At 70.2% G+C, this 22,188-nt stretch carries 17 protein-coding genes; 8 read left to right on the top strand and 9 right to left on the bottom strand.

What is annotated here, in order from left to right:
* The first annotated feature begins 5 nt into the window (after nucleotides 1-5).
* Nucleotides 6-461: a hypothetical protein gene (locus tag ACFVWD_RS08160; RefSeq protein ID WP_389594501.1), complete on the top strand. Its 456-nt coding sequence runs from the start codon at nucleotides 6-8 to the stop codon at nucleotides 459-461.
* Between the two features lie 71 nt (nucleotides 462-532).
* Here ACFVWD_RS08160 and ACFVWD_RS08155 read toward each other — a convergent pair whose 3' ends face one another.
* Complete coding sequence (locus tag ACFVWD_RS08155) at nucleotides 533-1,300, bottom strand: IclR family transcriptional regulator (RefSeq protein WP_389594500.1); 768 nt, start codon at nucleotides 1,298-1,300, stop codon at nucleotides 533-535.
* Nucleotides 1,297-1,851: a MarR family winged helix-turn-helix transcriptional regulator gene (locus tag ACFVWD_RS08150; RefSeq protein ID WP_389594499.1), complete on the bottom strand. Its 555-nt coding sequence runs from the start codon at nucleotides 1,849-1,851 to the stop codon at nucleotides 1,297-1,299. The genes ACFVWD_RS08155 and ACFVWD_RS08150 overlap by 4 nt, the downstream gene beginning before the upstream one ends.
* A gap of 165 nt (nucleotides 1,852-2,016) precedes the next feature.
* Between ACFVWD_RS08150 and ACFVWD_RS08145 the strand changes: the two genes are divergently transcribed.
* The 4 genes from ACFVWD_RS08145 to ACFVWD_RS08130 are packed head-to-tail and all read left to right on the top strand — an operon-like array spanning nucleotide 2,017 to nucleotide 5,795.
* Nucleotides 2,017-2,934, top strand: coding sequence for an SDR family NAD(P)-dependent oxidoreductase (locus tag ACFVWD_RS08145; protein WP_389594498.1), 918 nt, complete (start codon nucleotides 2,017-2,019; stop codon nucleotides 2,932-2,934).
* Nucleotides 2,934-3,806, top strand: coding sequence for an amidohydrolase family protein (locus ACFVWD_RS08140; RefSeq protein WP_389594497.1), 873 nt, complete (start codon nucleotides 2,934-2,936; stop codon nucleotides 3,804-3,806). The genes ACFVWD_RS08145 and ACFVWD_RS08140 overlap by 1 nt, the downstream gene beginning before the upstream one ends.
* A gap of 10 nt (nucleotides 3,807-3,816) precedes the next feature.
* Nucleotides 3,817-5,325, top strand: a complete 1,509-nt coding sequence (gene menE, locus ACFVWD_RS08135) for an o-succinylbenzoate--CoA ligase (protein WP_389594496.1) — start codon at nucleotides 3,817-3,819, stop codon at nucleotides 5,323-5,325.
* 14 nt (nucleotides 5,326-5,339) lie between these two features.
* A complete protein-coding gene (locus ACFVWD_RS08130; protein WP_101402031.1) occupies nucleotides 5,340-5,795 on the top strand; it encodes a MaoC family dehydratase in 456 nt (151 codons plus the stop codon).
* A gap of 26 nt (nucleotides 5,796-5,821) precedes the next feature.
* Here ACFVWD_RS08130 and ACFVWD_RS08125 read toward each other — a convergent pair whose 3' ends face one another.
* The 7 genes from ACFVWD_RS08125 to ACFVWD_RS08095 all read right to left on the bottom strand — a co-directional run bounded on the left by ACFVWD_RS08125 (nucleotide 5,822) and on the right by ACFVWD_RS08095 (nucleotide 16,759).
* The gene (locus ACFVWD_RS08125; RefSeq protein ID WP_389594495.1) at nucleotides 5,822-7,492 is read right to left on the bottom strand and encodes a PHP domain-containing protein; all 1,671 of its coding nucleotides are present in this window, start codon (nucleotides 7,490-7,492) and stop codon (nucleotides 5,822-5,824) included.
* 59 nt (nucleotides 7,493-7,551) lie between these two features.
* Nucleotides 7,552-9,396, bottom strand: a complete 1,845-nt coding sequence (locus ACFVWD_RS08120) for a LamG-like jellyroll fold domain-containing protein (RefSeq protein WP_389594494.1) — start codon at nucleotides 9,394-9,396, stop codon at nucleotides 7,552-7,554.
* Between the two features lie 110 nt (nucleotides 9,397-9,506).
* On the bottom strand, nucleotides 9,507-12,425 hold the full coding sequence (locus tag ACFVWD_RS08115; RefSeq protein WP_389594493.1) for a glycoside hydrolase family 2 TIM barrel-domain containing protein: 2,919 nt from the start codon (nucleotides 12,423-12,425) through the stop codon (nucleotides 9,507-9,509).
* Nucleotides 12,425-13,279, bottom strand: a complete 855-nt coding sequence (locus tag ACFVWD_RS08110; RefSeq protein WP_389594542.1) for a carbohydrate ABC transporter permease — start codon at nucleotides 13,277-13,279, stop codon at nucleotides 12,425-12,427. The genes ACFVWD_RS08115 and ACFVWD_RS08110 overlap by 1 nt, the downstream gene beginning before the upstream one ends.
* A gap of 42 nt (nucleotides 13,280-13,321) precedes the next feature.
* Nucleotides 13,322-14,284, bottom strand: coding sequence for a carbohydrate ABC transporter permease (locus ACFVWD_RS08105; protein WP_101402036.1), 963 nt, complete (start codon nucleotides 14,282-14,284; stop codon nucleotides 13,322-13,324).
* Nucleotides 14,284-15,570 (bottom strand): ABC transporter substrate-binding protein, encoded by a 1,287-nt coding sequence (locus ACFVWD_RS08100; RefSeq protein WP_389594492.1) that lies wholly within the window; start codon nucleotides 15,568-15,570, stop codon nucleotides 14,284-14,286. Before ACFVWD_RS08100 ends, ACFVWD_RS08105 begins: the two co-directional genes overlap by 1 nt.
* Before the next feature lie 151 nt (nucleotides 15,571-15,721).
* The gene (locus ACFVWD_RS08095) at nucleotides 15,722-16,759 is read right to left on the bottom strand and encodes a carbohydrate kinase family protein (RefSeq protein ID WP_389594491.1); all 1,038 of its coding nucleotides are present in this window, start codon (nucleotides 16,757-16,759) and stop codon (nucleotides 15,722-15,724) included.
* 126 nt (nucleotides 16,760-16,885) lie between these two features.
* Here ACFVWD_RS08095 and ACFVWD_RS08090 point away from each other — a divergent pair, with 126 nt between their 5' ends.
* Genes ACFVWD_RS08090 through ACFVWD_RS08080 form a run of 3 tightly spaced genes read left to right on the top strand, consistent with a single transcriptional unit; the run spans nucleotide 16,886 to nucleotide 22,079 of the window.
* Nucleotides 16,886-17,653 carry a DeoR/GlpR family DNA-binding transcription regulator gene (locus tag ACFVWD_RS08090; protein ID WP_101402039.1) on the top strand — a complete coding sequence of 256 codons (768 nt, stop codon included), beginning with the start codon at nucleotides 16,886-16,888 and terminating at the stop codon, nucleotides 17,651-17,653.
* A complete protein-coding gene (locus ACFVWD_RS08085; RefSeq protein ID WP_389594490.1) occupies nucleotides 17,650-18,987 on the top strand; it encodes a 6-phospho-beta-glucosidase in 1,338 nt (445 codons plus the stop codon). The genes ACFVWD_RS08090 and ACFVWD_RS08085 overlap by 4 nt, the downstream gene beginning before the upstream one ends.
* Before the next feature lie 44 nt (nucleotides 18,988-19,031).
* Complete coding sequence (locus tag ACFVWD_RS08080; RefSeq protein ID WP_389594489.1) at nucleotides 19,032-22,079, top strand: alpha-mannosidase; 3,048 nt, start codon at nucleotides 19,032-19,034, stop codon at nucleotides 22,077-22,079.
* Nucleotides 22,080-22,188 lie beyond the last annotated feature (109 nt).

Raw genomic sequence — 22,188 nt, 5'->3', positions numbered from 1 at the left:
GAGACTTGCGTGAAGAGGACCTGAGAATCGGCCTGAAGAAACGGCGTACGGCAATGCGCGAGGCGCCGTTCGAGGGAACGGCGAGTGCCGTGGACAGGGGCGAGGAGGCGTGGCTCGTACGTTCGGCCGACGTGACCCATGTATCGCGTGACCGCGAGTCCGGCTCCACCCGCCGTACCGCGCTGACCGGGCTCGTCGGTGGTGCCGGGGCCCTGCCGGCCGCCGGCTGCACCTCGTCGGACGCGGAGCCCGCGGAGGTGTTCACCTCCGGCCCCAGGGCGTCGGCCTCGGCCCGGGCGAGCATGGCCGCACCCGGGGCGATGACCCTCTTCAAGGACCCGGCTTTCAACTTCAACGGGCTTCTCGCGCTCGGTGCGTCCGGTTACGGTGGCGCGGAGGTGGGCGAGGTGCTCACCGCCGTGAACGCGATCAACGAGTCCGGCCTCTCCGCGCACACGTAGGGCAAGCCGTCGGGCAGCTGAACCTCCGCGGCGGATTCGTCGCCGCGGGGCGGGGCCGCGCCCCGGGAGCCTCAGGTGCCCGGCTCGGTCCGTGTCTGCGGCTGCCACCCCAGGGCGCGGGAGATCCCCCGCGCCGCCAGCCGTACCGCCGGGATCAACGCCGGTACCTGGGCCTCGTGTTCGGGGACCACGACGGAGACCGCCGCGACCACCGTGCCGCCCGCCTCGCGCACCGGAGCGGCGACCGACAGGGCGTCGTCGGTGACCTGACGGCTGCTCACCGCCACGCCGGTGCGGCGGACTTCGGCGAGCGCGCGGCGCAGGCGGGCCCCGTCGGTGAGGGTGTGCGGGGTGAACGCGGCCAACGGCCCCGAACAGTAGGCCTCTTGGGACGCGGAATCGCCGTGGGCCAGCAGCGCGAGGCCCACGCCCGTCGCGTGCAGGGGCCAGCGGGCGCCCACCTGGATGCGTACACCGACCGCGGAGCGTCCGGAGATCCACTCGATGTAGACGACCTCGGAGCCGTCGCGGACCGCCATCTGCACGTTCTCGTGCGTGGCCTCGTACAGGTCCTCCAGGTACGGCAGCGCGATCTGGCGGAGGGCCAGGCCACGGGGTGCGAGGGCCGCGATCTCCCAGAGGCGCAGGCCCACGTGGTAGACGCCGTCCGCGTCCCGCTCCAGCGCTCCCCAGTCGGTGAGGGCACCCACCAGCCGGTGCGCGGTGGTGAGGGTCAGTCCGGCCCGGCGGCTGATTCCCGTCAGGGAGAGTGCCGGGTGCTGGTGGTCGAAGGCGGCGAGCACGGCGAGCAGACGGTCGGGCGCGGACAGCGTGGTCATGAGCTCAGTTCGGCTTCCGCGACCCGTTGCAGGAGCGTGTGCAGGGCGTCCCGCTCGGCGGGGGCGAGCGGCTGGAGCAGGTCGTTCGTGACGCGCAGGCCCGCCTCGTCCGTGTCGCGCAGGAACGCCCGGCCGTCGTCCGTGAGCACGACGATCCGGCTGCGGCGGTCGTCCGGCGACGGGCGGCGCTCGGCGAAACCGAGCTTCTCCAGGTCGTCGACGAGTCCGACGATCGCGCTCGGGTCGTAGCCGAGCCGCGAGCTCAGCTCCCGCTGGAGCGCTCCCTCGGAGGTGGCAAGGAAGCGCAGCAGCGCGTAGTGGCGCAGCCGCAGCCCCGACTCCTGGAGGAAGGTGTTGAACAGCTGCCCGGAGCGAAGGCCCAGCCGGTACAGCAGATAGCCGGTGTCGGCGTGCAGTCCGCGCATCCACGGCTCCTGGGCGTCGATGGGGGCGGGGCCGGTGGCCGGGCTGGTGGCGTGCTGCTGGCCTGTGATGACGGGCTCCCTGGGCCGGGCCCCGGGCGGGGCGGTTCTTCGTGCCGGGTACGGCATGCCGTACTGCGTACAGCATCGCGCCGTACTCCACACAGCATGCCGCACGGATGAGTCGGCAACAACTATTGACGTCAACAATTATTGTCCTTAGCTTCGATCTCGTAGCCGCAGCTCGGCCTCGCACGCCGCGCTCTGGACCCTCAGCGTCGAAGGGACCCCCTCGTGCCCAGCATCGATCTCACCGGCAAGGTGGCCGTCGTCACCGGCAGCGGCCGTGGCCTCGGCCTGGCCTACGCGCACGCCCTCGCGGCCGTCGGCGCCTGCGTGGTCGTCAACGACGTCGACGAGGCCGTGGCCGAGCAGGCCGTGAAGTCCATCACCGCCGCGGGCGGCAAGGCCGTGGCCGAGGTGGTCCCGGTCGGCACCACCGAGGCGGCCGACCGGCTCGTCGCCCGTGCGGTGGAGCAGTTCGGACGGCTCGACATCCTGGTCACCAACGCGGGCATCCTGCGTGACAAGGTGCTGTGGAAGATGACCGACGAGGACTTCGACGCGGTGATCACCACGCATCTGAAGGGCACCTTCACCTGTGCCCGCGCCGCCGCCGTGCGCATGCGCGAGCAGGGCGAGGGCGGCTCGCTGATCCTGGTCGGCTCGCCGGCCGGACAGCGCGGGAACTTCGGCCAGACGAACTACGCCGCCGCGAAGGCGGGCATCGCCGCCATGGCCCGTACCTGGTCGATGGAGCTGGGCCGCGCGGGCATCACCGTCAACGCGATCGTGCCGGTCGCCGCCACCGCGATGACCGAGACCATCCCCGCCTTCGCCCCGTACGCCGAGGCCATGCGAAACGGGGAGCCGCTGCCCGACTTCCTCCGCAAGGGCGAGGGCTTCGGCACCCCCGAGGACTGTGCCGCCCTCGTCCCCTTCCTCGCCTCCGACGCCGCCCGCGGGGTCACCGGCCAGGCCATCGGCATCGGCGGCGACAAGGTGGCACTCTGGTCGCACCCGCAGGAGGTCAGGGCGGCGTACGCGGACGGCGGCTGGACCCCCGACACCCTGGCCGACGCCTGGGCCACGTCGGTCGGCGCCGAGCCGCAGACCGTCGGGATCCCCGCGCCGAAGCTTCCGGAGGCGTGATGGACCTGAACGAACTCGTCGCGATCGACGTCCACACCCACGCGGAGGTGTCCTCGAAGGGCCACGCCTCGCTCGACGACGATCTGCACGAAGCCTCCAGCGCCTACTTCAAGGTCGAGGGCAAACGGAAGCCCACCCTGGAGGAGACGGCCGTCTACTACCGCGAGCGGAAGATGGCCGCCGTGATCTTCACGGTGGACGCCGAGTCCGCCACCGGCACCGCGCCCGTCCCGAACGAGGAGGTGGCCGAGGCCGCCGCCGCGAACCCGGACGTGCTGATCCCCTTCGCCTCCATCGACCCCTTCCGCGGCAGGGCGGGCGTCAAGCAGGCCCGCCGACTGGTCGAGGAGTACGGGGTGAAGGGCTTCAAGTTCCACCCCAGCATCCAGGGCTTCTTCCCCAACGACAGATCGGTGGCGTACGAGCTGTACGAGGTGATCGAGGAGACCGGCACCATCGCCCTCTTCCACACCGGGCAGACGGGGATCGGGGCCGGGGTTCCGGGCGGCGGCGGCATCCGGCTGAAGTACTCCAACCCCCTGCACGTGGACGACGTGGCAGCCGACTTCCCGCACCTCAAGATCATTCTGGCGCACCCCTCCTTCCCCTGGCAGGACGAGGCGCTGGCCGTCGCCACCCACAAACCGGGTGTGCACATCGACCTGTCCGGCTGGTCGCCCAAGTACTTCCCGCCGCAGCTCGTGCAGTACGCCAACACGCTGCTCAAGGACAAGGTGCTCTTCGGCTCCGACTACCCCGTCCTCACCCCCGACCGCTGGCTCGCCGACTTCGACAAGCTGACGATCAAGGACGAGGTCAAGCCGAAGATCCTCAAGGAGAACGCCGCCCGGCTGCTCGGGCTGACACCGTAAGGGGCCACAGATGCGCAATGAGGGACTGGGGTCGTGGCCCGCACGCCGGGCCCGCAAGACCCCGCACCGCACCGCCCTGATCCACGGCGACACCACCGTCAGTTATGCCGGGCTGTACGCCCGCACCACCCGCCTCGCCCACGCGCTGCGCGCGCTCGGCGTGCGCCGCGGCGACCGTATCGCCTATCTCGGCCCCAACCACCCCGCCTACCTCGAAACCCTCTTCGCGGCGGGCACGCTCGGCGCGGTCTTCGTGCCGCTCAACCCCCGCCTCGCCGGACCCGAGATCGCCTACCAGCTCAGCGACTCGGGCGCCAAGGTCCTCGTGTACGCGCCCTCGACGGCCGGACTCGTCGCGGGGCTGCCGGGCAACGCGCACGTCCGGACGTTCGTCGAAGTCGGCTCCCGGTACGAGGAGTTGATCGACCAAGCCGCCGAGGAACCGATCGACCAGCCCGTCACCGCCGACGACATGTGCATCATCATGTACACCTCGGGCACGACGGGCCGCCCCAAGGGCGCGATGCTCACCCACGGAAATCTGATCTGGAACGCGGTCAACGTCCTCGTCGACCACGACCTGACCGCCGACGAACGCGCCCTGGTGTCCGCCCCGTTGTTCCACACGGCCGGGCTGAACATGCTGACCCTGCCGGTGCTGCTCAAGGGCGGCGCCTGTGTCCTGGTCGAGTCCTTCGATCCGGCGGCCACCCTCGACCTGATCGAACGGCACCGGATCACCTTCATGTTCGGGGTGCCGACCATGTTCGAGCAGGTGGCCCGTCATCCCCGGTGGGCCGACGCCGACCTGTCCTCGCTGCGCATCCTCACCTGCGGCGGCTCACCCGTACCGACCCCGCTCATCGCCGCCTACCAGGAGCGCGGGCTCACCTTCCTCCAGGGTTACGGCATGACCGAGGCCTCGCCCGGCACCCTCTTCCTGGACGCGGAACACGCGGTCGGCAAAGCGGGCTCGGCGGGCGTGCCGCACTTCTTCAGCGATGTGCGGGTCGTACGGCCCGACTTCACGCCGGTCGACATCGGGGAGACCGGCGAGGTGGTCGTCCGCGGGCCGCACGTCATGCCCGGGTACTGGGGACTGCCCGAGGAGACGGCCGCGGTGTTCGCCGACGGCTGGTTCCGCAGCGGGGACGCCGCCCGGGTCGACGAGGACGGCTATGTCTTCATCGTCGACCGTATCAAGGACATGATCATCTCGGGCGGAGAGAACATCTACCCCGCCGAGATCGAGGACCTGCTCCTCGGTCACCCCGGCATCGTCGAGTGCGCCGTCATCGGCGTCGCCGACGACAAGTGGGGCGAGGTGCCGCGCGCGGTCGTCGTTCCCCGCGAGGGAGTCGAGCTCGACCCGGACGAGGTCATCGCCTCGCTCGCCGGACGCCTCGCCAAGTACAAGATCCCGAAGTCGGTGGTCGTCGTGGACGAACTCCCGCGCACCGCCTCCGGAAAGCTCCTCAAGACCCGTGTCCGTACGCGGTACGGCACCACCGACTCGTAAGCAAGGAAGTACACATGAGCATCACCGTGAACGGTCTCGACGAGCTCAAGAAGCTCGCCGGCGGCGACCTCGGCACCAGCGAGTGGATCGAGGTCACCCAGGAGCGGATCAACACCTTCGCCGACGCCACCGGCGACCACCAGTGGATCCATGTCGACCCGGAGAAGGCCGCCGGGGGCCCCTTCGGCGCGCCCATCGCGCACGGCTATCTGACCCTCTCCCTCTTCATCCCGCTCTTCACCGAGCTGCTGGAGGTCGAGGGCGTGTCGACGAAGGTCAACTACGGTCTGAACAAGGTGCGTTTCCCCGCCCCGGTGAAGGTCGGCTCGCGCATCCGGCTGGTCGCGCGGCTCGCCTCGGTCGAGGACGTGCCGGGCGGGGTGCAGATCGCCGTCGACGGGACGGTGGAGATCGACGGCGGCGGGAAGCCCGCCGCCGTCCTCCAGAGCCTGTCGCGCTTCTACGCCTGACGGTCCACGTCAGACGGCTGTTCTCCCTACCGGCCGCCCACCACGTCGACGAACACGGGGTTCGCGTAGAACCACGTGTCGACCCACGGGTCACCGTTTCCGGGCACGTGCGGAATCGGGCCGTGCGGGTCGATCGAGGCGCCCAGGTAGCCCGTACCGTTGCGGTTGCCGTCGCTGCCGCGCAGCCGTACGTAGAAGGACTCGTCACCGGCGACCAGTGGGATGCGCAGGGTGTACGTGCCCGTGCGGCCGCTCACGTCCACCGTGCGGACGACCTTGGTGTCGGGCGCGCGCCAGTCGTCGCGGTCGGCGGCCGGGCCGCGCACCGCGCCGCGGATCACGTCGACGTGCGCCAACTCCGGCAGGATTCCATGGGGGTTGGCGCGCGAGGCGGTCGTCACGGTGACCGACAGGGTGAGCTTCTCGCCCTTGCGGACGCGGATCCGGCCACCCATGGTGACACCCGGACCGTGGTCGCAGTCCCGCTTCACCCGGACGTCGAGCCCGTCGAGCAGGTGCCCGTGGTCGAGCCAGACGCGGCCCGCGCGCAGGCCCGCCATCACGGCGCGGTAGCCGTAGCGGGTCACACCCACATGGGTGCGGCTGAACTGGCCGGGCCAGAAGTCGCCGCCCGGCTGCTGGGAGGCGGTGTTCACCGGGTCGGGAACGTGCCCGGTGTTGTCGAAGTTCTGCCCGGGCGCCCAGTCGCCGTTCTTCCAGGTGTCGAAGACGACGCGGTGCACATCGGAGTTGGTGGTGATGGTGAACAGCCTGCCCTCGGCGAGCATCGCGTCCCACATGCCGCCGACGGTCGCCGTCATCCAGTCGAAACCGCCGTACAGGACGTACGCGTTCTCCGGGTAGCCGGCGAAGGAGTTCTCGGACGGCTTGTTGGTGTACTCGCCGCGCTGCTGGCCCGAGCCGACCCAGCCGGGGATGCCGCCGCCCTGGGCGCCGGGCGCGCCCTCCATGCCGATCATGATCTCGGGCGCCGCGTCCCGCCAGCCCCGTATCTCGTGCGGGGAGTCGATGCCCAGGCGCGTGGGGTGGTTGGCGAGGACGAGCACGTCGTCGACGAAACCGGTGCGGCGTTGCTCCGCGAGCCACTTGACGGCCTTGACCGCGTGGGCCTCGTTGCGGGCCGTGTCGGGGCTGGTCGGCGAGCCCGCCGTGTAGCCCAGCAGCTTGCCGTCGTAGGCGAGTTCGAACTTCGTGAGCAGATCCACCTCGTGCCGGCCGGGTGCCGCGAAGACCGTGGCGTGCTCGGCGCCCGGTATGTACCACTCCAGACCCTGGAAGATCAGCTGACGCGGGTTCTCGGCGCGCGCCTTCAGGATCTCCTGGTGCTCCAGCTGGGCGCCGTAGTTGGCGTGCCCGAAGTTGGAGTGCTCGTTGAAGACCATCCAGTCCAGGCCGTACTTCGCGCTCGCCTGGGCGAGCTGGGAGAACGTGTACTTCGCGTCGTGGCTGTACACGGAGTGGACGTGGTGGTCGCCGACGAGATAGGCGAGGCGCGGGTCGTCGCCGCCGAGGCGCCGGGAGTCGGCCGTCGCGGGCGTGGCGAGCGAGCCGACCGCGAAGGCCGCCCCGAACAGGCCGGCGCTGCGCAGCAGCCCGCGCCGTGACATGCCCTGCGGGTCCAGCGCGGCGGGGGAGACGGATGGATCGGCCCAGGCGGGCAGTTGCTGCTCGGACATGCGGAAGTTCTCCCTCGGGGAGTCAGAAGGTCTTCGGGGTCACCGGTGGCCGAGACGGCTCAGTGGTTCATGAACTGCGAGACGGACAGCGCCCGTTCGACGACGCGTACGTCGCCGAGCCGTCCGTGCAGGATCTGGTCGATCTTGCCCGCGTACTCGTAGCCGCCGAGCAGCCAGGGCAGCCCGAGCGAGGTGAGGCCGACGGCGACGGTGTGCGGGTTGCGGGCGACCGGGCAGCCCTGGACGTACATCGTGGTGTGCGAGCCGTCGTTGACGACGGCGACGTGCCACCACTGCTCGCGGGCCGTCTCGTCGCCCCAGTTGGTGACGATTCCCTGCTGGTTGAGCGGCCGGACGGCCCACTGCGGGCCGGGCCCGTCGGACAGGGAGAGTGTGGCGAGCGGCTCGTCCGGGTCGTCGGCGGTCTTGCCCGCGCCACCACCCGTGCCGGTACGGCTGATCAGCGAGGCCCAGGCGTTGTGCGAGGCGTCCCAGTCGGCGGGGAGCTGGTAGAAGGCCTCGATGGTGTAACCGCGCTTGAAGGTCGCTGAGTTGAGGGGTGCCCCGTCGACCGTGCGCAGATACGCGCCCTTCAGCGGGGGCTTGCCGCCCTGGAAGAAGAGGCTGCCGTGGCCCGGCTGGTCGGGGTGGTGGGCCGAGGACCAGGTGAGGGCGCTGTCACCGACCTTGACCACGGTCAGGTCGTTGCCGTGTCCGGACTGGTCGCGGACCGTGCCCTCGGCCGCCGTACCGTCCGCGTGCCCGTCGAAGCGCCAGTACGCGACCGTGCCCCGGACCAGCATCTCGGACACCGGGCGCGACGAGCGGACGGGCAGCGGCGCGAAGCCTGCGAAGCGGTCCTCGAAGTCGACGGCGACCGAGAACCGGTCGGCGTCGCCGCTGAGTTCGATCTCCTGCCGCTCCAGCTCGTTGAGCCCCTTGGCCGCCCGGCCCAGGATCCACGGAGAGATGGTCTCGACGTCGATGGTGTTGCGGTCGAGGTCGAAGCGGTAGAGGCGGATCATCGCCGCGCCGCCGTAGTAACGGTTCTGATAGTTCGTCAGATGGAGGTGGACGTCGTGCCCGGCCGCATTGGTGCGGGTGGCGCGGGCGGCGGGCCAGTAGTGCCCGTTCAGGGTCAGGAAGATCTGGTCGTGGTCGTGGATCAGCTGGTCCCAGAGCTGCTGCCCGTACGAGGACAGGGTGTCGTCGTCCACGACCAGCTCGTGCGTGGTGAGGATGACCGGCGTCTTCGGGTGCTGGGCGATGACGTCCTTCGCCCACGCGTAACCCTGCGCCGACAGCCGCCAGTCCAGGGCGAGGACGAGCCACTCCATGCCCGCCGCCCGGAACAGGTGGAAGGTGTTGTAGCCGTCCGGCGAGGCGCCGCCGAACGTGCGCTTGCCCTGGAAGCGCTTCGGGCCGAAGACGTCCAGGTAGGGGGTCGCGCCCCGCTGGTCGTTCGTGGACGACCTGATGTCGTGGTTGCCCGCGAGCACGCTGTAGCCGACGCCGCGCCGGTCGAGCAGCTCGAACGCCTTGCCCGCGGCGGCGAATTCGGGCTGCGCCCCGTTCTCGGTGAGGTCGCCCAGGTGCGAGAGGAAGACGATGTTCTCGTCCTTGCCGTGCTCCAGGAGATAGCGCAGCGAGGCCTCGATCGGCGCGGGGTTGATGCTCGGCCCGTCGAAGAGGTACTGCGTGTCGGGCATGACGGCGAGCGTGAAGCGGCGGCTGTCGGCGTCGGGCCGCCAGTTCGCCTCACGCGTCGCCGCCTGTGCCGTCACCGCGGGCAGGGCGACCGAGGTGGTGGCCGCCGCGCCGATCAGGGCCGTGGCCCGCAGAAAGTTGCGTCTGCCGGCGCCGGCCTGCTCGGCCTCCGTCGCCTGGTCATGCGAAGTACACACGTCTGCTCCATGAAGGTGCGAAAGGGTCAGTGAGGAGTTCGAGTCAGGTCGAGCGTCGAGTCGGGTCGAACGGGTCGAGCCGGTGGGACACGCGGCGCGCCGCGCGCGGGTCAGAGCACGCGCAGCGTCCAGGACCAGCGGTGGGTGCCGGCCGGGACGAGACAGCCGGCCGAGGTGTCGGACCCGCACGAGGCCGTGCCCACCCCCCGGTGCGTGGCGTCGAGGTGCACCACGCAGCCGGGCCGCGGTACCAACTCGTCGTGATGGGTGGCGGCCGCCAGGTCCGCCGCCTGGTAGCGGGTCACGGTCACCTGGCGCGGTTCGTCGAGCGCGACCGCGAAGCCCGTGGCGTCGGGCGCCGAGAGCGTGAAGCGGCGTACACCGTGCCGCCCGCCGCTATCCTGCGGACGCAGATAGGGGGTGAACAACTCGTCCACGGGGAGCAAGTGGTGGCCCACCGGCGCGCCTGCGCTCCGGTCCGGGTAGGACTCCCAGGGGCCCTGCCCGTACCACTCCAGGACATCGAGCCCGGCGACCGTCTCGAAGACCGAACCCACCCGCGGCACGTCGTCGAGCGCGGCCGGCAGCTGCGCCGTCTCCTCGATCAGCACCCCGCCCTCGACACGGGTGAACACCTGCTCGTGACGAACGGCGCCCGCCAGGGTCGCGTACTCGGCGACCACCGTGACGCTTCCGCCCTCGCTGCGTACATCGACGAGCTTGCGCTCCAGCGCGTCGAGCCCCCAGGCCCGCCAGCGCACCGCCATGCCGCCGAGCTCGTCGTTGTCGGTGGGTGTCCGCCACAGCGACAGCACAGGGGCCGCGGTGAGCAGCGGATGGACCAGCAGCCCGTCCTCGTCGACCTCGACGGGGGAGTCCGGCAGCGCGACCGGACCCACGGGGGTGGCCGCCCTGAGCCGTACCTGCGGCACACACACCTCCGTGCCGCGCGGTGCCCACGCCTCCTCGTCCGCGGTGGTCACCCGCAGCGTCAGCCAGGCCTCGCCGCCGTCCTCCGGCAGCGTGAACGGCATCGGCACGGCCACCGATGCGCCCGCCCGTACGTCGGGCAGCTCGGCCGGAGCCGTCAGCGTGCCGCCCTCAGCGAGCGACAGCTCCCACTCGGCGGTCAGCCACTCAAGGCCCCGGAAGTGCTGGTGGTTGGTGAGCCGCAGCTCGCCCCCGCTGTACGCGAGGCGTACCGGCGCCGCGATCTCCCGGTGCTCGTACATCACCGGCTTGGGCGTGCGGTCGGGGAAGACGACCCCGTCGGCGATGAAGGCGCCGTCGTGGATCGTCTCGCCGAAGTCGCCGCCGTAGGCCCAGCGGTGGCCCGGCGCGGCGACACCGTTGTCATACAGCCCGGCGCCACCGCGCCCGGCCGGTCTTCCGTCGTTCACGCGTTGAAGAATGCCGTGGTCCCAGAACTCCCAGATGAAACCGCCCTGAAGCCCTGGGGTTGACTCGATGGCGGCCCAGTGGTCGGCCAGCGTGCCGTTGCTGTTGCCCATGGCGTGCGAGTACTCGCACTGGATGAGCGGCTTGGTCTGCTCCCCGGAGAGGGCGTGCGCGACACAGTCCTCAATCGGCGCGTACATAGGACAGGCGATGTCGGAGGCGACCTTCGGATCGGCCCAGCCGAGCTTGGCCGCGCCCTCGTACTGGAGGGGCCGGCTCGGGTCGTGGCGGCGCACCCAGCCCGCGGCGGCGTCGTGGTTGGCGCCGTAGTCGGACTCGTTGCCCAGCGACCAGATGATCACCGAGGGGTGGTTCTTGTCGCGCAGGACCATACGGGAGACGCGGTCCACGAAGGCGCCGAGGTAGCGGGGGTCGTCGGCGATCTCGTGCGCGTGGTCGTGCGCCTCGATGTTCGCCTCGTCCACGACGTACAGGCCCAGCTCGTCCGCGAGGTCGAGCAGGGAGGGGTCATTGGGGTAGTGGGCGGCACGGATCGCGTTGAACCCGAAGCGCTTCAGCGTCACCAGATCCGCGCGCATGTCGTCGTACGACACCGTCCGGCCCGTCAGCGGGTGGAAGTCGTGCCGGTTGACGCCCCGGATGTAGACCCGCTCGCCGTTGAGGAGCAGGTCCCGGCCGCGGATCTCGACCTCGCGGAAGCCCACGCGGTGGTGCGAGGTGTCGGCGACCGAGCCGTCGGCGCGGTGCAGCCGTACGGTCAGGTCGTACAGCTCGGGCGTCTCCGCGGTCCAGGCGCGGACGCCCTCGACGACCGTGGTGAGCCGTGCCTCGCCGAGGAAGTCGGAGACCCGGCCGTCCTCCTCCTTGAACCGCTCGTACTCGGCGTCCTGGGTGAGCAGGTGGCCGTCCAGCTCCCCGGTGACGTACCAGCCCTCCGGCAGCGCGCCCCCGGCGTCCCGCACCTGGCAGTCGACCCGCAGCCCGCCGTCGCACCGGGCCCGTACGGTCACGTCGGCCAGCCGCAGCGGATCGGTCGCGTACAGCAGTACCGAGCGGGTGATCCCGGCGTGCCACCACTGGTCCTGGTCCTCGAGGTGCGAGGCGTCCGACCACTTGACGACGGTGAGCCGCAGCGAGGCGCGCTCTCCGGGCCGTACGACGTCGGAGAGGTCGAACTCGGCCGCGAGGTGCGAGTCCTTGGACACGCCGACCGGCCGCCCGTCCACATGGACCAGCAGCACGCTCTCGGCGGCGCCGACCTGGAGCACGATCCGGCGGCCGGCCCACTCGGCGGGGACGTCCACCTCACGCTCGTACACGCCCGTCGGATTCGCGTCCGGCGAGGTGGGCGGGAACTCGCCCCAGGGCATCCTGAAGTTGGTGTACTGCGGCAGGTCGTCGGTGTCCTGGGTGGTCCAGGAGCCGGGCACCTGGAGCGAGGACCAGGCGAGACCGGGGGCCGAGGTGGGCGTGGGCAGCAGTTGGAAGCGCCAGGAGCCGTCCAGCGAGAGGGCACCGGCCCGGCGGTCGACGGCGTTCATGGGCAACCGCCCCCAGGAGGTCACCTCAGGTGACTCCCAGGGGCGGAGCGCGAGCAGCGGGTCCGTCATCAGCGGATGGCCCCCTTGCCGAGATCCGCGATGATCTGCTTGGCGCCGATCGCGAAGACGATCAGCAGCGGGATGAGGGCGAGAAGTGCGCCGGTCATGACCATTCCGTAGTTGGTGGTGCCGTGGACACCGTTCAGCTGGGAGAGCGCGACCTGGAGGGTCACGTTGTCCGGGTTGGTGAGGGCGATCAGCGGCCAGGCGTAGTCGTTCCACTGGCCCATGAAGGTGAAGATGCCGAGGAAGGCGAGGCCCGGCCGGACCACCGGGAGCGCCACGTGCCAGTACTGGCGCAGGAAGCCCGCCCCGTCCAGCTTCGAGGCGTCGATCAGCTCGTCGTGGATCGCGCTCTTCATGTACTGGCGCATCCAGAAGATGCCGAACGCGTTGGCCGCCGCCGGGACGATCAGCGCGGTCATCGAGCCGATCCAGCCCAGCTTCGCCATGATCACGAACTGCGGGATCGCCTGGAGCTGCGCCGGGACCATGAAGATCACCATCATCAGCGCGAACAGCACCCGGCGGCCCGGGAACTGGAACTTGGCGAACACGAACGCGGCCAGCGAGTCGAAGAACAGGACCAGGATGGTCACCGAGCACGCGACCAGCAGCGAGTTGAACATCGACCCGAAGAAGTCGACGTTGTCGAAGAGGTTGCGGACGTTCTCGAGGAAGTGCGTACCGGGCAGCAGCTTCGGCGGGTAGGAGAAGATCTCCGTCGACGAGTGCGTCGACATGATCACGGCCCAGTAGAACGGGAAGACCGAGAGCAGCAGACCGACGATCAGGGAGAGGTGGAGGGCGATGCCCCGGCGCTGTGACCCCTTGATGGTCGACCTGCGCCCCGCCCCCTTCATGGAGGCCGTTGAACCCTTGAGGATTGCCATGGTGGGGCCTCCCTAGTCTTCGCCCCGGCGCTGCACCAGGCGCCAGTTGATGATCGAGAAGATGATGACGACGAGGAAGATGCCCCAGGCCACGGCGGCGCCGTAACCGAAGTCGTTGTTGTCGAAGGTCTGCTGGAAGAAGTAGAGGACCATGGTCTGGCCGGAGTGGCCGGGGCCGCCCGCGAACGACGAGTTGTTGTCCGTGGTCTGCAGCAGCACCTGCGGTTCGGAGAACGTCTGCAGGCCCGTGACCGTCGAGATGATGAGCACGAACAGCAGCACCGGACGCATCAGCGGCAGCGTGATCCGGAAGAAGGTCTGGATGGGCCCGGCGCCGTCCATCCGCGCCGCCTCGTACAGCTCGCCCGGGATCGTCTGGAGCCCCGCGAGGAAGATGATCGCGTTGTAGCCGGTCCACTGCCAGGTCATCAGCGTGGCGATGGCGACCTTGATGCCCCACGGTGTGTTCAGCCAGGCCACCTGGTCCAGGCCGATCGCCTGCAAGAACGCGTTGACCAGGCCGAAGTTGGTGGAGAAGACCGAGCCGAAGATGATCGCGACCGCGACGATCGAGGTGACGTTCGGCAGGAAGTAGGCGAAGCGGTAGAGGTTCTTGAAGCGGACGGCCGAGTTGAGCATCACGGCCGTGACCATCGCCAGGAAGATCATCGGGAAGGTGGCCAGCGCCCAGATGATGATCGTGTTCCCGATCGAGGTCCAGAACTGGGTGTCCGACAGCAGATAGCGGTACTGCGAGAGCCCCGCGAACTCCATCGAGCCGAGGCCGTCCCAGCGGTGGAACGACAGATAGAGAGAGAAGCCGACCGGTATCAGACCGAAGGCGAGGAACAGCAGATAGAAGGGGGAGATCGCGGCGTACAGCCGCCAGTAGCTGAGGATGCCCTTCTTGGGGTGGGTGACGGGGGTCTCGGCGAGGGCCGCGCGGGGCGTGTCGACCACGGGTGCGGTAGCCATCAGTAACTCACCCCCAGGTGGTCCGCGATGCGCCGGCACTTGCTCATGGCGTCCCTCCAGGCCTGCTTCTCGTCCTTGCCGAGGACGGAGAAGTTCCGCAGCTCGTCGTTGATCGGGGTGCTCAGCGCGATGTCGTACGGACTGTTGAAGGCGACCGGGATCTGCTGCGCCGCCGGACCGAAGACGTCCATGGTGACCTGGTCGCCGAAGAAGGCGTCGGGTTCACGCAGCTTCTTCATCCCGTAGGACGCCGGGGTCGAGGGGAAGAGCACCGAGTCGGCGAAGCCCTGGGCCTGGTTGCTCGCGTCGAGCATCCAGGTGATCATCTCGAAGGCCTTCTCGGGCTCCCGGCACGCCTTGGTGATCGCGAGGAACGAGCCGCCGATGTTCGAGGGACCGCCCGGACACGCGGCCACCCGCCACTTGCCCTTGGTCTTCGGCACGTTGAGCTTGATGTCGCCGGCCGCCCAGGAGGCGTTCAGCTGGCTGGGCAGCAGACCCCGCTCGGTGGCCGAGGTGTTGTCGGCCGTACCGTTGATGATCTTCGAGACCAGTCCGCGACGGGTGGCCTCGACGGAACGGTCCCAGGCGGTGCGTACATGCTCCTGGTCGCCGATGAAGTGCCGGTCCTTGTCGACGAACCGCTTGGTCGTCTGGTTGACCGAGATGCCGAAGACGCCGAGGGCGTCGGTCAGGATGAACGTGCCGGGGAGGCGCTTCTTCAGCTGCTCGCCGGCCGCGAAGAACTGGTCCCAGGTGGCCAGTTCCCTGGAGACGTCCTCGGGCTCGTACGCCAGTCCGGCCTTCTGGAAGACGGCGGGCTGGTAGTAGTGCGCGACCGGACCGCAGTCGATCGGGAAGCCCACCATCGAACCGTCCGGAGCGATGCCCTGGTCCCACTTCCAGGGCAGGTACCGGTCCTTGAGCTTCTCGGCTCCGAGCGTGCGCAGGTCCACGAACTGGTCGGAGTTGGGCAGATACGAGGCCATGTCCTCGCCCTTGAGCCCGGCGATGTCCGGGATGTGGGCCCGTCCGGTCATCGTGGTCATCAGCTTCGAGCGGTAGTAGCCGCCGATCTGGATGGCCTGCAGGTTCACCGCGCTGTCGTAGCGGGTCTTGGCATCCTGGACGACCTTCGGGCTCAGCCCGCCGCTCCAGTACCACAGGACCATGTTGCGCCCGGTCGAGCCGGTCGGAACGCCGCAGCCGGTTGCCAGGCCGCCCAGCGCCGTGGCGGCCGTACCGGCCAGGCCGGCGCGCAGCAGGCCCCTTCGTGAGAGCCGCACAGCTCCCACCGCCTTTCGGTTCTCTTCGGTCTTCGCGTACGTGGGGTGTTACGTGGGGTCTTGCAAGGTGTCGTGCGAGGGGTGTTTCGCGTTGTGATGCGTGGGGTCGTGCGTGTCATGCGGGGGGACTTGCGGGGTGTTGCGCGTGGGGTCATCGGGGTGCGCCCGGCCGACGTGTGGCGTCGGGCGGGGTCACGGGGGCGGGGCGGACGGGCGGGCCCGGGTCCGCAGGGAGGCGATCGGCCAGGAAGCCGTACGCACGCCGCAGTTCACGGTCTTCGAGCGACTGCCACCAGCGGTGGACGCCGTACCAGCCGGGCGCGGCGAGCGCACCGCCGTGCCGCTGTACGGACAGGCCCGCGGTCAGTACCGCGAAGCGCAGCCGTTCCTCCAGCGGCCAGCCGCCGAGCGAGGCGGCGACGAAGCTCGCGCCGAAGACGTCTCCGGCACCCGTCGCGTCCAGGACGTCGACGGGGAGGGCGGGCACCTCCGCGTACTCGCCCGTCGTCTGGTCCACCGCGACCGCGCCGTCGCCGCCCCGGGTGACCACGGCGACCGGCACCAGCTCGGTCAGTGCGCCCAGAGCCGCGACCGCGTTTTCGGTGCGCGTGTACGCCATCGCCTCCGTCTCGTTCGGGAGGAAGGCGTGGCACAGGGAGAGCTGGTCGAGGAGGTCGCGGGACCACTGTTGTGTGGGGTCCCAGCCGACGTCCGCGTAGATCTGCGTGCCGGCCGCGGCGGCCTTGGCGAGCCAGGCGCGCGGCTCGGCCTCGATGTGCACGAGGGCGGTGCGCGCCTCGGGCGGGTCGCCCATCAGCTCGTCCTGCGAGTACGGCGGTTCCTGGCCGTGGGTGACCAGGGCCCGGTCGTTGCCGTGGGCCAGCGAGACGGTGACGGGAGTGTGCCAGCCGTCCGCGGTGCGGGACAGGGAGAGGTCGATGCCCTCCTGGTCGGCGAGGACCTCACGGCAGTACGCGCCGTAGTAGTCGTCGCCGAAGACCGTGGCCAGGGAGGTGCGCAGACCGAAGCGCGAGGCCGCGACCGCCAGGTTGGCGATGCCACCGGGGCTCACGCCCATGCCCTCGGTCCAGATCTCCTCGCCGGCCGTCGGCGGCTTCCCCAGTCCGGTGAGGACGAGGTCGTAGAAGAGCAGCCCGGTCAGCAGCACATCGGGCCGTTCGTCACCCACGAGCGCATCCTCTCGTCAAAACTCTGCAAGCGGTGCACAGGATCGTGCGCGCCTCTGGCCAATTTGGCAAGAGTCGAGCAGAACTGAGCATAGAAATGATTGGGAATGACGAGTACTGTTCACAGGGTGCTGGCAGAGCGACGACATCAACTCATCCTGCGGGCCCTGCGCTCCGGCGGGCCCGCAGCCGTGACCGATCTCTCCGAACAGCTGGGCGTGAGCCCCGCCACGGTCCGCCGTGACCTGCTGAAACTGGAGGAGGAAGGCCTGCTCACGCGGGTGCACGGCGGGGCGGTCGTGGAGGAGGGCGACCAGCCCTTCGCCGAGGTCGCCGAGGTCCGTGTGGCCGAGAAGGACGTCATCGCGGCGCGCGCCGCCTCGATGGTCCAGGACGGCCAGTCCGTCCTGCTGGACATCGGTACCACCGCCTACCGGCTGGCCCGGCAGCTGCACGGCCGCCGGATCACCGTGATCACCAGCAACCTGGTGGTCTACGAGGAGCTGGTGGACGACGAGGACATAGAGCTGGTGCTGCTCGGCGGAATGGTCCGCCGTGAGTACCGCTCCCTGGTCGGCTTCCTCACCGAGGACAACCTGCGACAACTGCACGCCGACTGGCTGTTCCTCGGTACCAGCGGGGTACGGCCCGGCGGGCAGGTGATGGACACCACCGTCGTCGAGGTGCCGGTCAAGCGGGCCATGATCGAGGCGGGCGACAAGGTCGTCCTGCTCGCCGACCGCGCGAAGTTCCCGGGTACGGGGATGGCGCGGGTCTGCGGCCCCGAGGAGCTGGACGTGGTGGTGACGAACGACCCGCTGGACCCGGCGACGCGGTCGTCGTTGGAAGAAGCGGGCGTGCAAGTGGTCGTGACAGGAAAGGCGGAAACGGCGTGAAGCTGACGATTCTGGGTGGCGGCGGATTCCGGGTGCCGCTCGTGTACGGGGCACTCCTCGGGGACCGCGCCGAGGGCCGCGTCACCCATGTCGTGCTGCACGACGTGGACGCCGGGCGGCTCACGGCCGTCGCCCGGGTGCTGGCCGAGCAGGCGAAGGACCTGCCGGACGCCCCCGAGGTGTCCTTCACCACCGACCTCGACGACGCCCTGCGCGGCGCCGACTTCATCTTCTCCGCGATCCGCGTCGGCGGCCTCGCGGGACGTGCCGACGACGAACGGGTGGCACTCGCGGAGGGCGTCCTCGGCCAGGAGACGGTCGGCGCTGGCGGCATCGCGTACGGCCTGCGCACGGTTCCCGTGGCCGTCGACATCGCCCAGCGGGTGGCCCGGCTCGCCCCCGACGCCTGGGTCATCAACTTCACCAACCCGGCCGGACTGGTCACCGAGGCCATGTCCCGCCACCTCGGCGACCGCGTCATCGGCATCTGCGACTCGCCGGTCGGCCTCGGCCGCCGCATCGCCACCGTCCTGGGCGCCAACCCCCGCGAGGCCTGGATCGACTACGTAGGCCTCAACCACCTCGGCTGGGTGCGCGGGCTGCGCGTCGCGGGCCGCGACGAACTGCCGAGGCTGCTCGCCGACCCCGAGCTGCTCGGCTCCTTCGAGGAGGGCAAGCTCTTCGGCGTGGAGTGGCTGCAGTCCCTGGGCGCCGTCCCGAACGAATACCTGCACTACTACTACTTCAACCGGGAGGCCGTCCGGGCCTACCAGCAGGCGGAGAAGACCCGCGGCGCGTTCCTGCGCGACCAGCAGGAACAGTTCTACGCCGAGATGAAGCGCCCGGACGCCGACGCGCTGACCGCCTGGGACCGTACGCGGGCCGAGCGCGAGGCCACCTACATGGCGGAGAACCGGGACGCGGCGGGCGCGGGCGAACGCGACGCCGACGACCTCTCCGGCGGCTACGAGAAGGTGGCACTCGCCCTGATGCGGGCCATCGCCCGCGACGAGCGCACCACGCTCATCCTCAACGTCCGCAACCGTGGCACGCTGGGCGTGCTCGACACGGAGGCCGTCATCGAGGTGCCCTGCCTCGTCGACGCCAACGGCGCCCACCCGGTCGCCGTCGACCCGCTGCCCGACCACGCCAGTGGACTGGTCTGCGCGGTCAAGGCGGTGGAGCGCGAGGTCCTGTCCGCGGCCGAGTCCGGCTCGCGCGCGACCGCCGTGAAGGCCTTCGCCCTGCACCCGCTCGTCGACTCCGTGAACGTGGCCCGTCGTCTGGTCGAGGGGTACGCGTCGGTCCATCCCGGCCTGGCGTACCTTAAGTAAGCGCTTTCCCCCTTTCTTGGCTTCTTGGCTCCTGGAGACCTCACATGCACGACGAACGCCGCCGGATCGAGGAGCGCGTCGCACGCGTCCACGACCAGCGCATCAAGCCCGCGATCTACGCCGCCTCGGTGCCCTTCGAGGTCGAGGCCTGGCAGGCGCCCGGCGAGCCGGTCCCCTTCGAGGAGGCCGCCGCGGCGCCGTACAAGCCCTTCACGATGGACACCCCCTGGGGGCCGCCGTGGGGCACCACCTGGTTCCGGATGCGCGGCTCGGTTCCCGCGGACTGGGCGGGCAAGCGCGTCGAGGCCGTCTTCGACCTCGGCTTCGTGGGCGACTGGCCCGGCAACCAGGCCGAGGCGCTCGTCCACCTGCCGGACGGGGTCCCGCTGAAGGCGGTCAACCCGCAGAACCAGTACGTGCCGATCGCCCACCCGGCCACGGGCGGCGAGGAGATCCACTACCTGGTCGAGGCGGCCTCCAACCCCGACATCCTGGCGAACGACTTCGCGGGCCCGACCCCGCTCGGCGACCGCCTCACGGCCGGTGACAAGCCGCTCTACACCTTCAAGCGCGCCGACATCGCCGTCCTCGACGAGAACGTCTGGCACCTCGACCTCGACGTCCAGGTGCTGCGCGAACTCATGCTGGAGCTGGGCGAGCTCGACCCGCGCCGCCACGAGATCATGATCGCGCTGGACCAGGCGATGGACGCCCTCGACCTGGACGACATCTCCGGGACGGCCGCCGCCGCCCGCGCGGCGCTGGCCCCCACCCTGGCCAAGCCCGCGCACGCCAGCGCCCACACCCTCTCCGCCGCCGGTCACGCGCACATCGACTCCGCCTGGCTGTGGCCGATCCGCGAGACCAAGCGCAAGACCTCCCGCACCTTCTCGAACGTCACCGCGCTCGCCGAGGAGTACGAGGAACTGGTCTTCGCCTGCTCCCAGGCCCAGCAGTACGAGTGGGTGCGCGACAACTACCCGCACGTGTGGGCGCGCATCAAGAAGGCCGTCGCCGACGGGAACTGGGCGCCGGTCGGCGGCATGTGGGTGGAGGCCGACGGCAACCTGCCCGGCGGCGAGGCGCTGGCCCGCCAGCTCATCCACGGCAAGCGGTTCTTCATCGAGCACTTCGGCATCGAGACCAAGGGCGTCTGGCTGCCGGACTCCTTCGGCTACAACGCGGCCTACCCGCAGCTCGCCAAGCTCGCCGGCAACGACTGGTTCCTGACCCAGAAGCTCTCCTGGAACCAGACCAACAAGCTGCCCCACCACAGCTTCTGGTGGGAGGGCCTCGACGGCACCCGCATCTTCACGCACTTCCCGCCCGTCGACACCTACAACGTCGAGTTCTCCGGCAAGGAGATGGCGCACGCCGTCCGCAACTACCAGGACAAGGGTCGCGGTACGACGTCCCTGGCCCCCTTCGGCCACGGTGACGGCGGTGGCGGCCCCACCCGCGAGATGATGGAGCGCGCCCGCCGACTGGCGAGCCTGGAGGGTTCGGCGAAGGTCCGTGTCGAGCACCCGGACGCCTTCTTCGCCACCGCCCGCGAGGAGATCCCGGGGGACCAGGTCTGGTCCGGTGAGCTGTACCTGGAGCTGCACCGCGCCACCTACACCTCGCAGGCCCGTACCAAGCAGGGCAACCGGCGCAGCGAACACCGCATGCGCGAGGCCGAGTTGTGGGCGACCACCGCCGCGCTGAACGCGCCGGGCTACTCCTACCCGTACGAGAAGCTCGACCGGCTCTGGAAGACGGTCCTGCTCCACCAGTTCCACGACATCCTGCCCGGCTCGTCCATCGCCTGGGTACACCGGGAGGCCGAGGCGGAGTACGCGCGGGTGGCCAAGGAGGTCGAGGCGATCACGGCCGAGGCCGTGGCCGCGCTGGGCACGGGCGAGACCCGGGTGTTCAACACCAGCCCGGTCGACCGCGCCGAGGTGGTCCGCACCTCCGTCGGCATCCCGATGTACGCCGAAGTCCCCGCGAACGGCAGCGCGTTGCTCGACGCGGGTGAGCCCCCGCGGCCGGTGACCGTCGAAGGCCGCGTCCTCGACAACGGACTGGTCCGCGTCGAACTGGCCGAGGACGGCACGCTGGCCTCCGTACGCGACCTGACGGCCGGCCGTGAGGTCCTCGCCGACAAGGGCAACCTGCTCCGTCTGCACAGCGACCTCCCGAACTACTGGGACGCCTGGGACATCGACAAGCACTACAAGAACCGCTACACGGACCTGCTCGACGCCGAGTCCGTCACGGTCGTCGAGGACGGCCCGCTGCTCGGCGCGCTGAAGGTGGAGCGCGCCTTCGGCAAGGGCTCCCGGATCGTGCAGACGATCACCGTGCGGGCCGGCAGCCGCCGGATCGACGTCGAGACCGAGATCGACTGGCACGAGGCGGAGAAGATCCTCAAAGCGGCCTTCCCGGTGGACATCCGGGCACCGCACTCCTCCGCGGAGATCCAGTTCGGCCATGTCCAGCGGCCCACCCACACCAACACCAGCTGGGAGTCCGCCCGCTTCGAGGTCTACGGTCACCGCTGGGTGCACATCGCCGAGCCCGGCTACGGCGTCGCGGTCATCAACGACTCGACATACGGCCACGACGTCTCCCGCACGGTCCGCGAGGACGGCGGCACGACGACGACCGTCCGGCTGTCGCTGGTGCGCGCCCCGCGGGTGCCGGACCCCGAGGCCGACCAGGGCAAGCACCGCTTCACGTACGCGCTGCTGCCGGGGGCGAGCATCGAGGACGCGATCGCGGAGGGCTACGCGCTCAACCTGCCGCTGCGGGTGGCGGATTCGGCCGGTCCCGCCGAGCCCGTCGTCTCGGTGGACGGGGAGGGCGTGACCATCGAGGCGGTCAAGCTCGCCGACGACGCCTCGGGCGATGTCGTCGTACGCCTGTACGAGTCCCGTGGCGGTCGAGGCGCCGGCACCCTGCGCACCGGCTTCCCGCTCGCGGGGGCCCAGGTGACCGACCTCCTGGAGCGCCCGCTGACGACCGTGGACACGGACGGGAACGCGGTTCCTGTCGCACTGCGCCCCTTCGAGGTGCAGACGCTGCGGCTGGTCGTGGCGAAGGCGTGACCCCAGTTCCCATGAAGTATTGAGGAAACGGTAAAATGCCTGGTCACGGCGGGTCTCGCGCCCGCCGTGACCACGGCGCTTCTTCTGTGCGACACCTGGAGTTCGCCCT

Source organism: Streptomyces sp. NPDC058086, from assembly GCF_042885015.1.
Taxonomy (GTDB): domain Bacteria; phylum Actinomycetota; class Actinomycetes; order Streptomycetales; family Streptomycetaceae; genus Streptomyces.
This window is presented reverse-complemented; position numbering and strand designations above follow the sequence as displayed.

Bases quoted from the DNA above. Each gene is read 5' to 3' on its own strand.
- ACFVWD_RS08155 (WP_389594500.1), bottom strand. From the start codon at position 1,300: ATGACCACGCTGTCCGCGCCCGACCGTCTGCTCGCCGTGCTCGCCGCC.
- ACFVWD_RS08150 (WP_389594499.1), bottom strand. From the start codon at position 1,851: ATGCCGTACCCGGCACGAAGAACCGCCCCGCCCGGGGCCCGGCCCAGG.
- ACFVWD_RS08140 (WP_389594497.1), top strand. From the start codon at position 2,934: ATGGACCTGAACGAACTCGTCGCGATCGACGTCCACACCCACGCGGAG.
- menE (WP_389594496.1), top strand. From the start codon at position 3,817: ATGCGCAATGAGGGACTGGGGTCGTGGCCCGCACGCCGGGCCCGCAAG.
- ACFVWD_RS08130 (WP_101402031.1), top strand. From the start codon at position 5,340: ATGAGCATCACCGTGAACGGTCTCGACGAGCTCAAGAAGCTCGCCGGC.
- ACFVWD_RS08125 (WP_389594495.1), bottom strand. From the start codon at position 7,492: ATGTCCGAGCAGCAACTGCCCGCCTGGGCCGATCCATCCGTCTCCCCC.
- ACFVWD_RS08115 (WP_389594493.1), bottom strand. From the start codon at position 12,425: ATGACGGACCCGCTGCTCGCGCTCCGCCCCTGGGAGTCACCTGAGGTG.
- ACFVWD_RS08110 (WP_389594542.1), bottom strand. From the start codon at position 13,279: ATGAAGGGGGCGGGGCGCAGGTCGACCATCAAGGGGTCACAGCGCCGG.
- ACFVWD_RS08105 (WP_101402036.1), bottom strand. From the start codon at position 14,284: ATGGCTACCGCACCCGTGGTCGACACGCCCCGCGCGGCCCTCGCCGAG.
- ACFVWD_RS08080 (WP_389594489.1), top strand. From the start codon at position 19,032: ATGCACGACGAACGCCGCCGGATCGAGGAGCGCGTCGCACGCGTCCAC.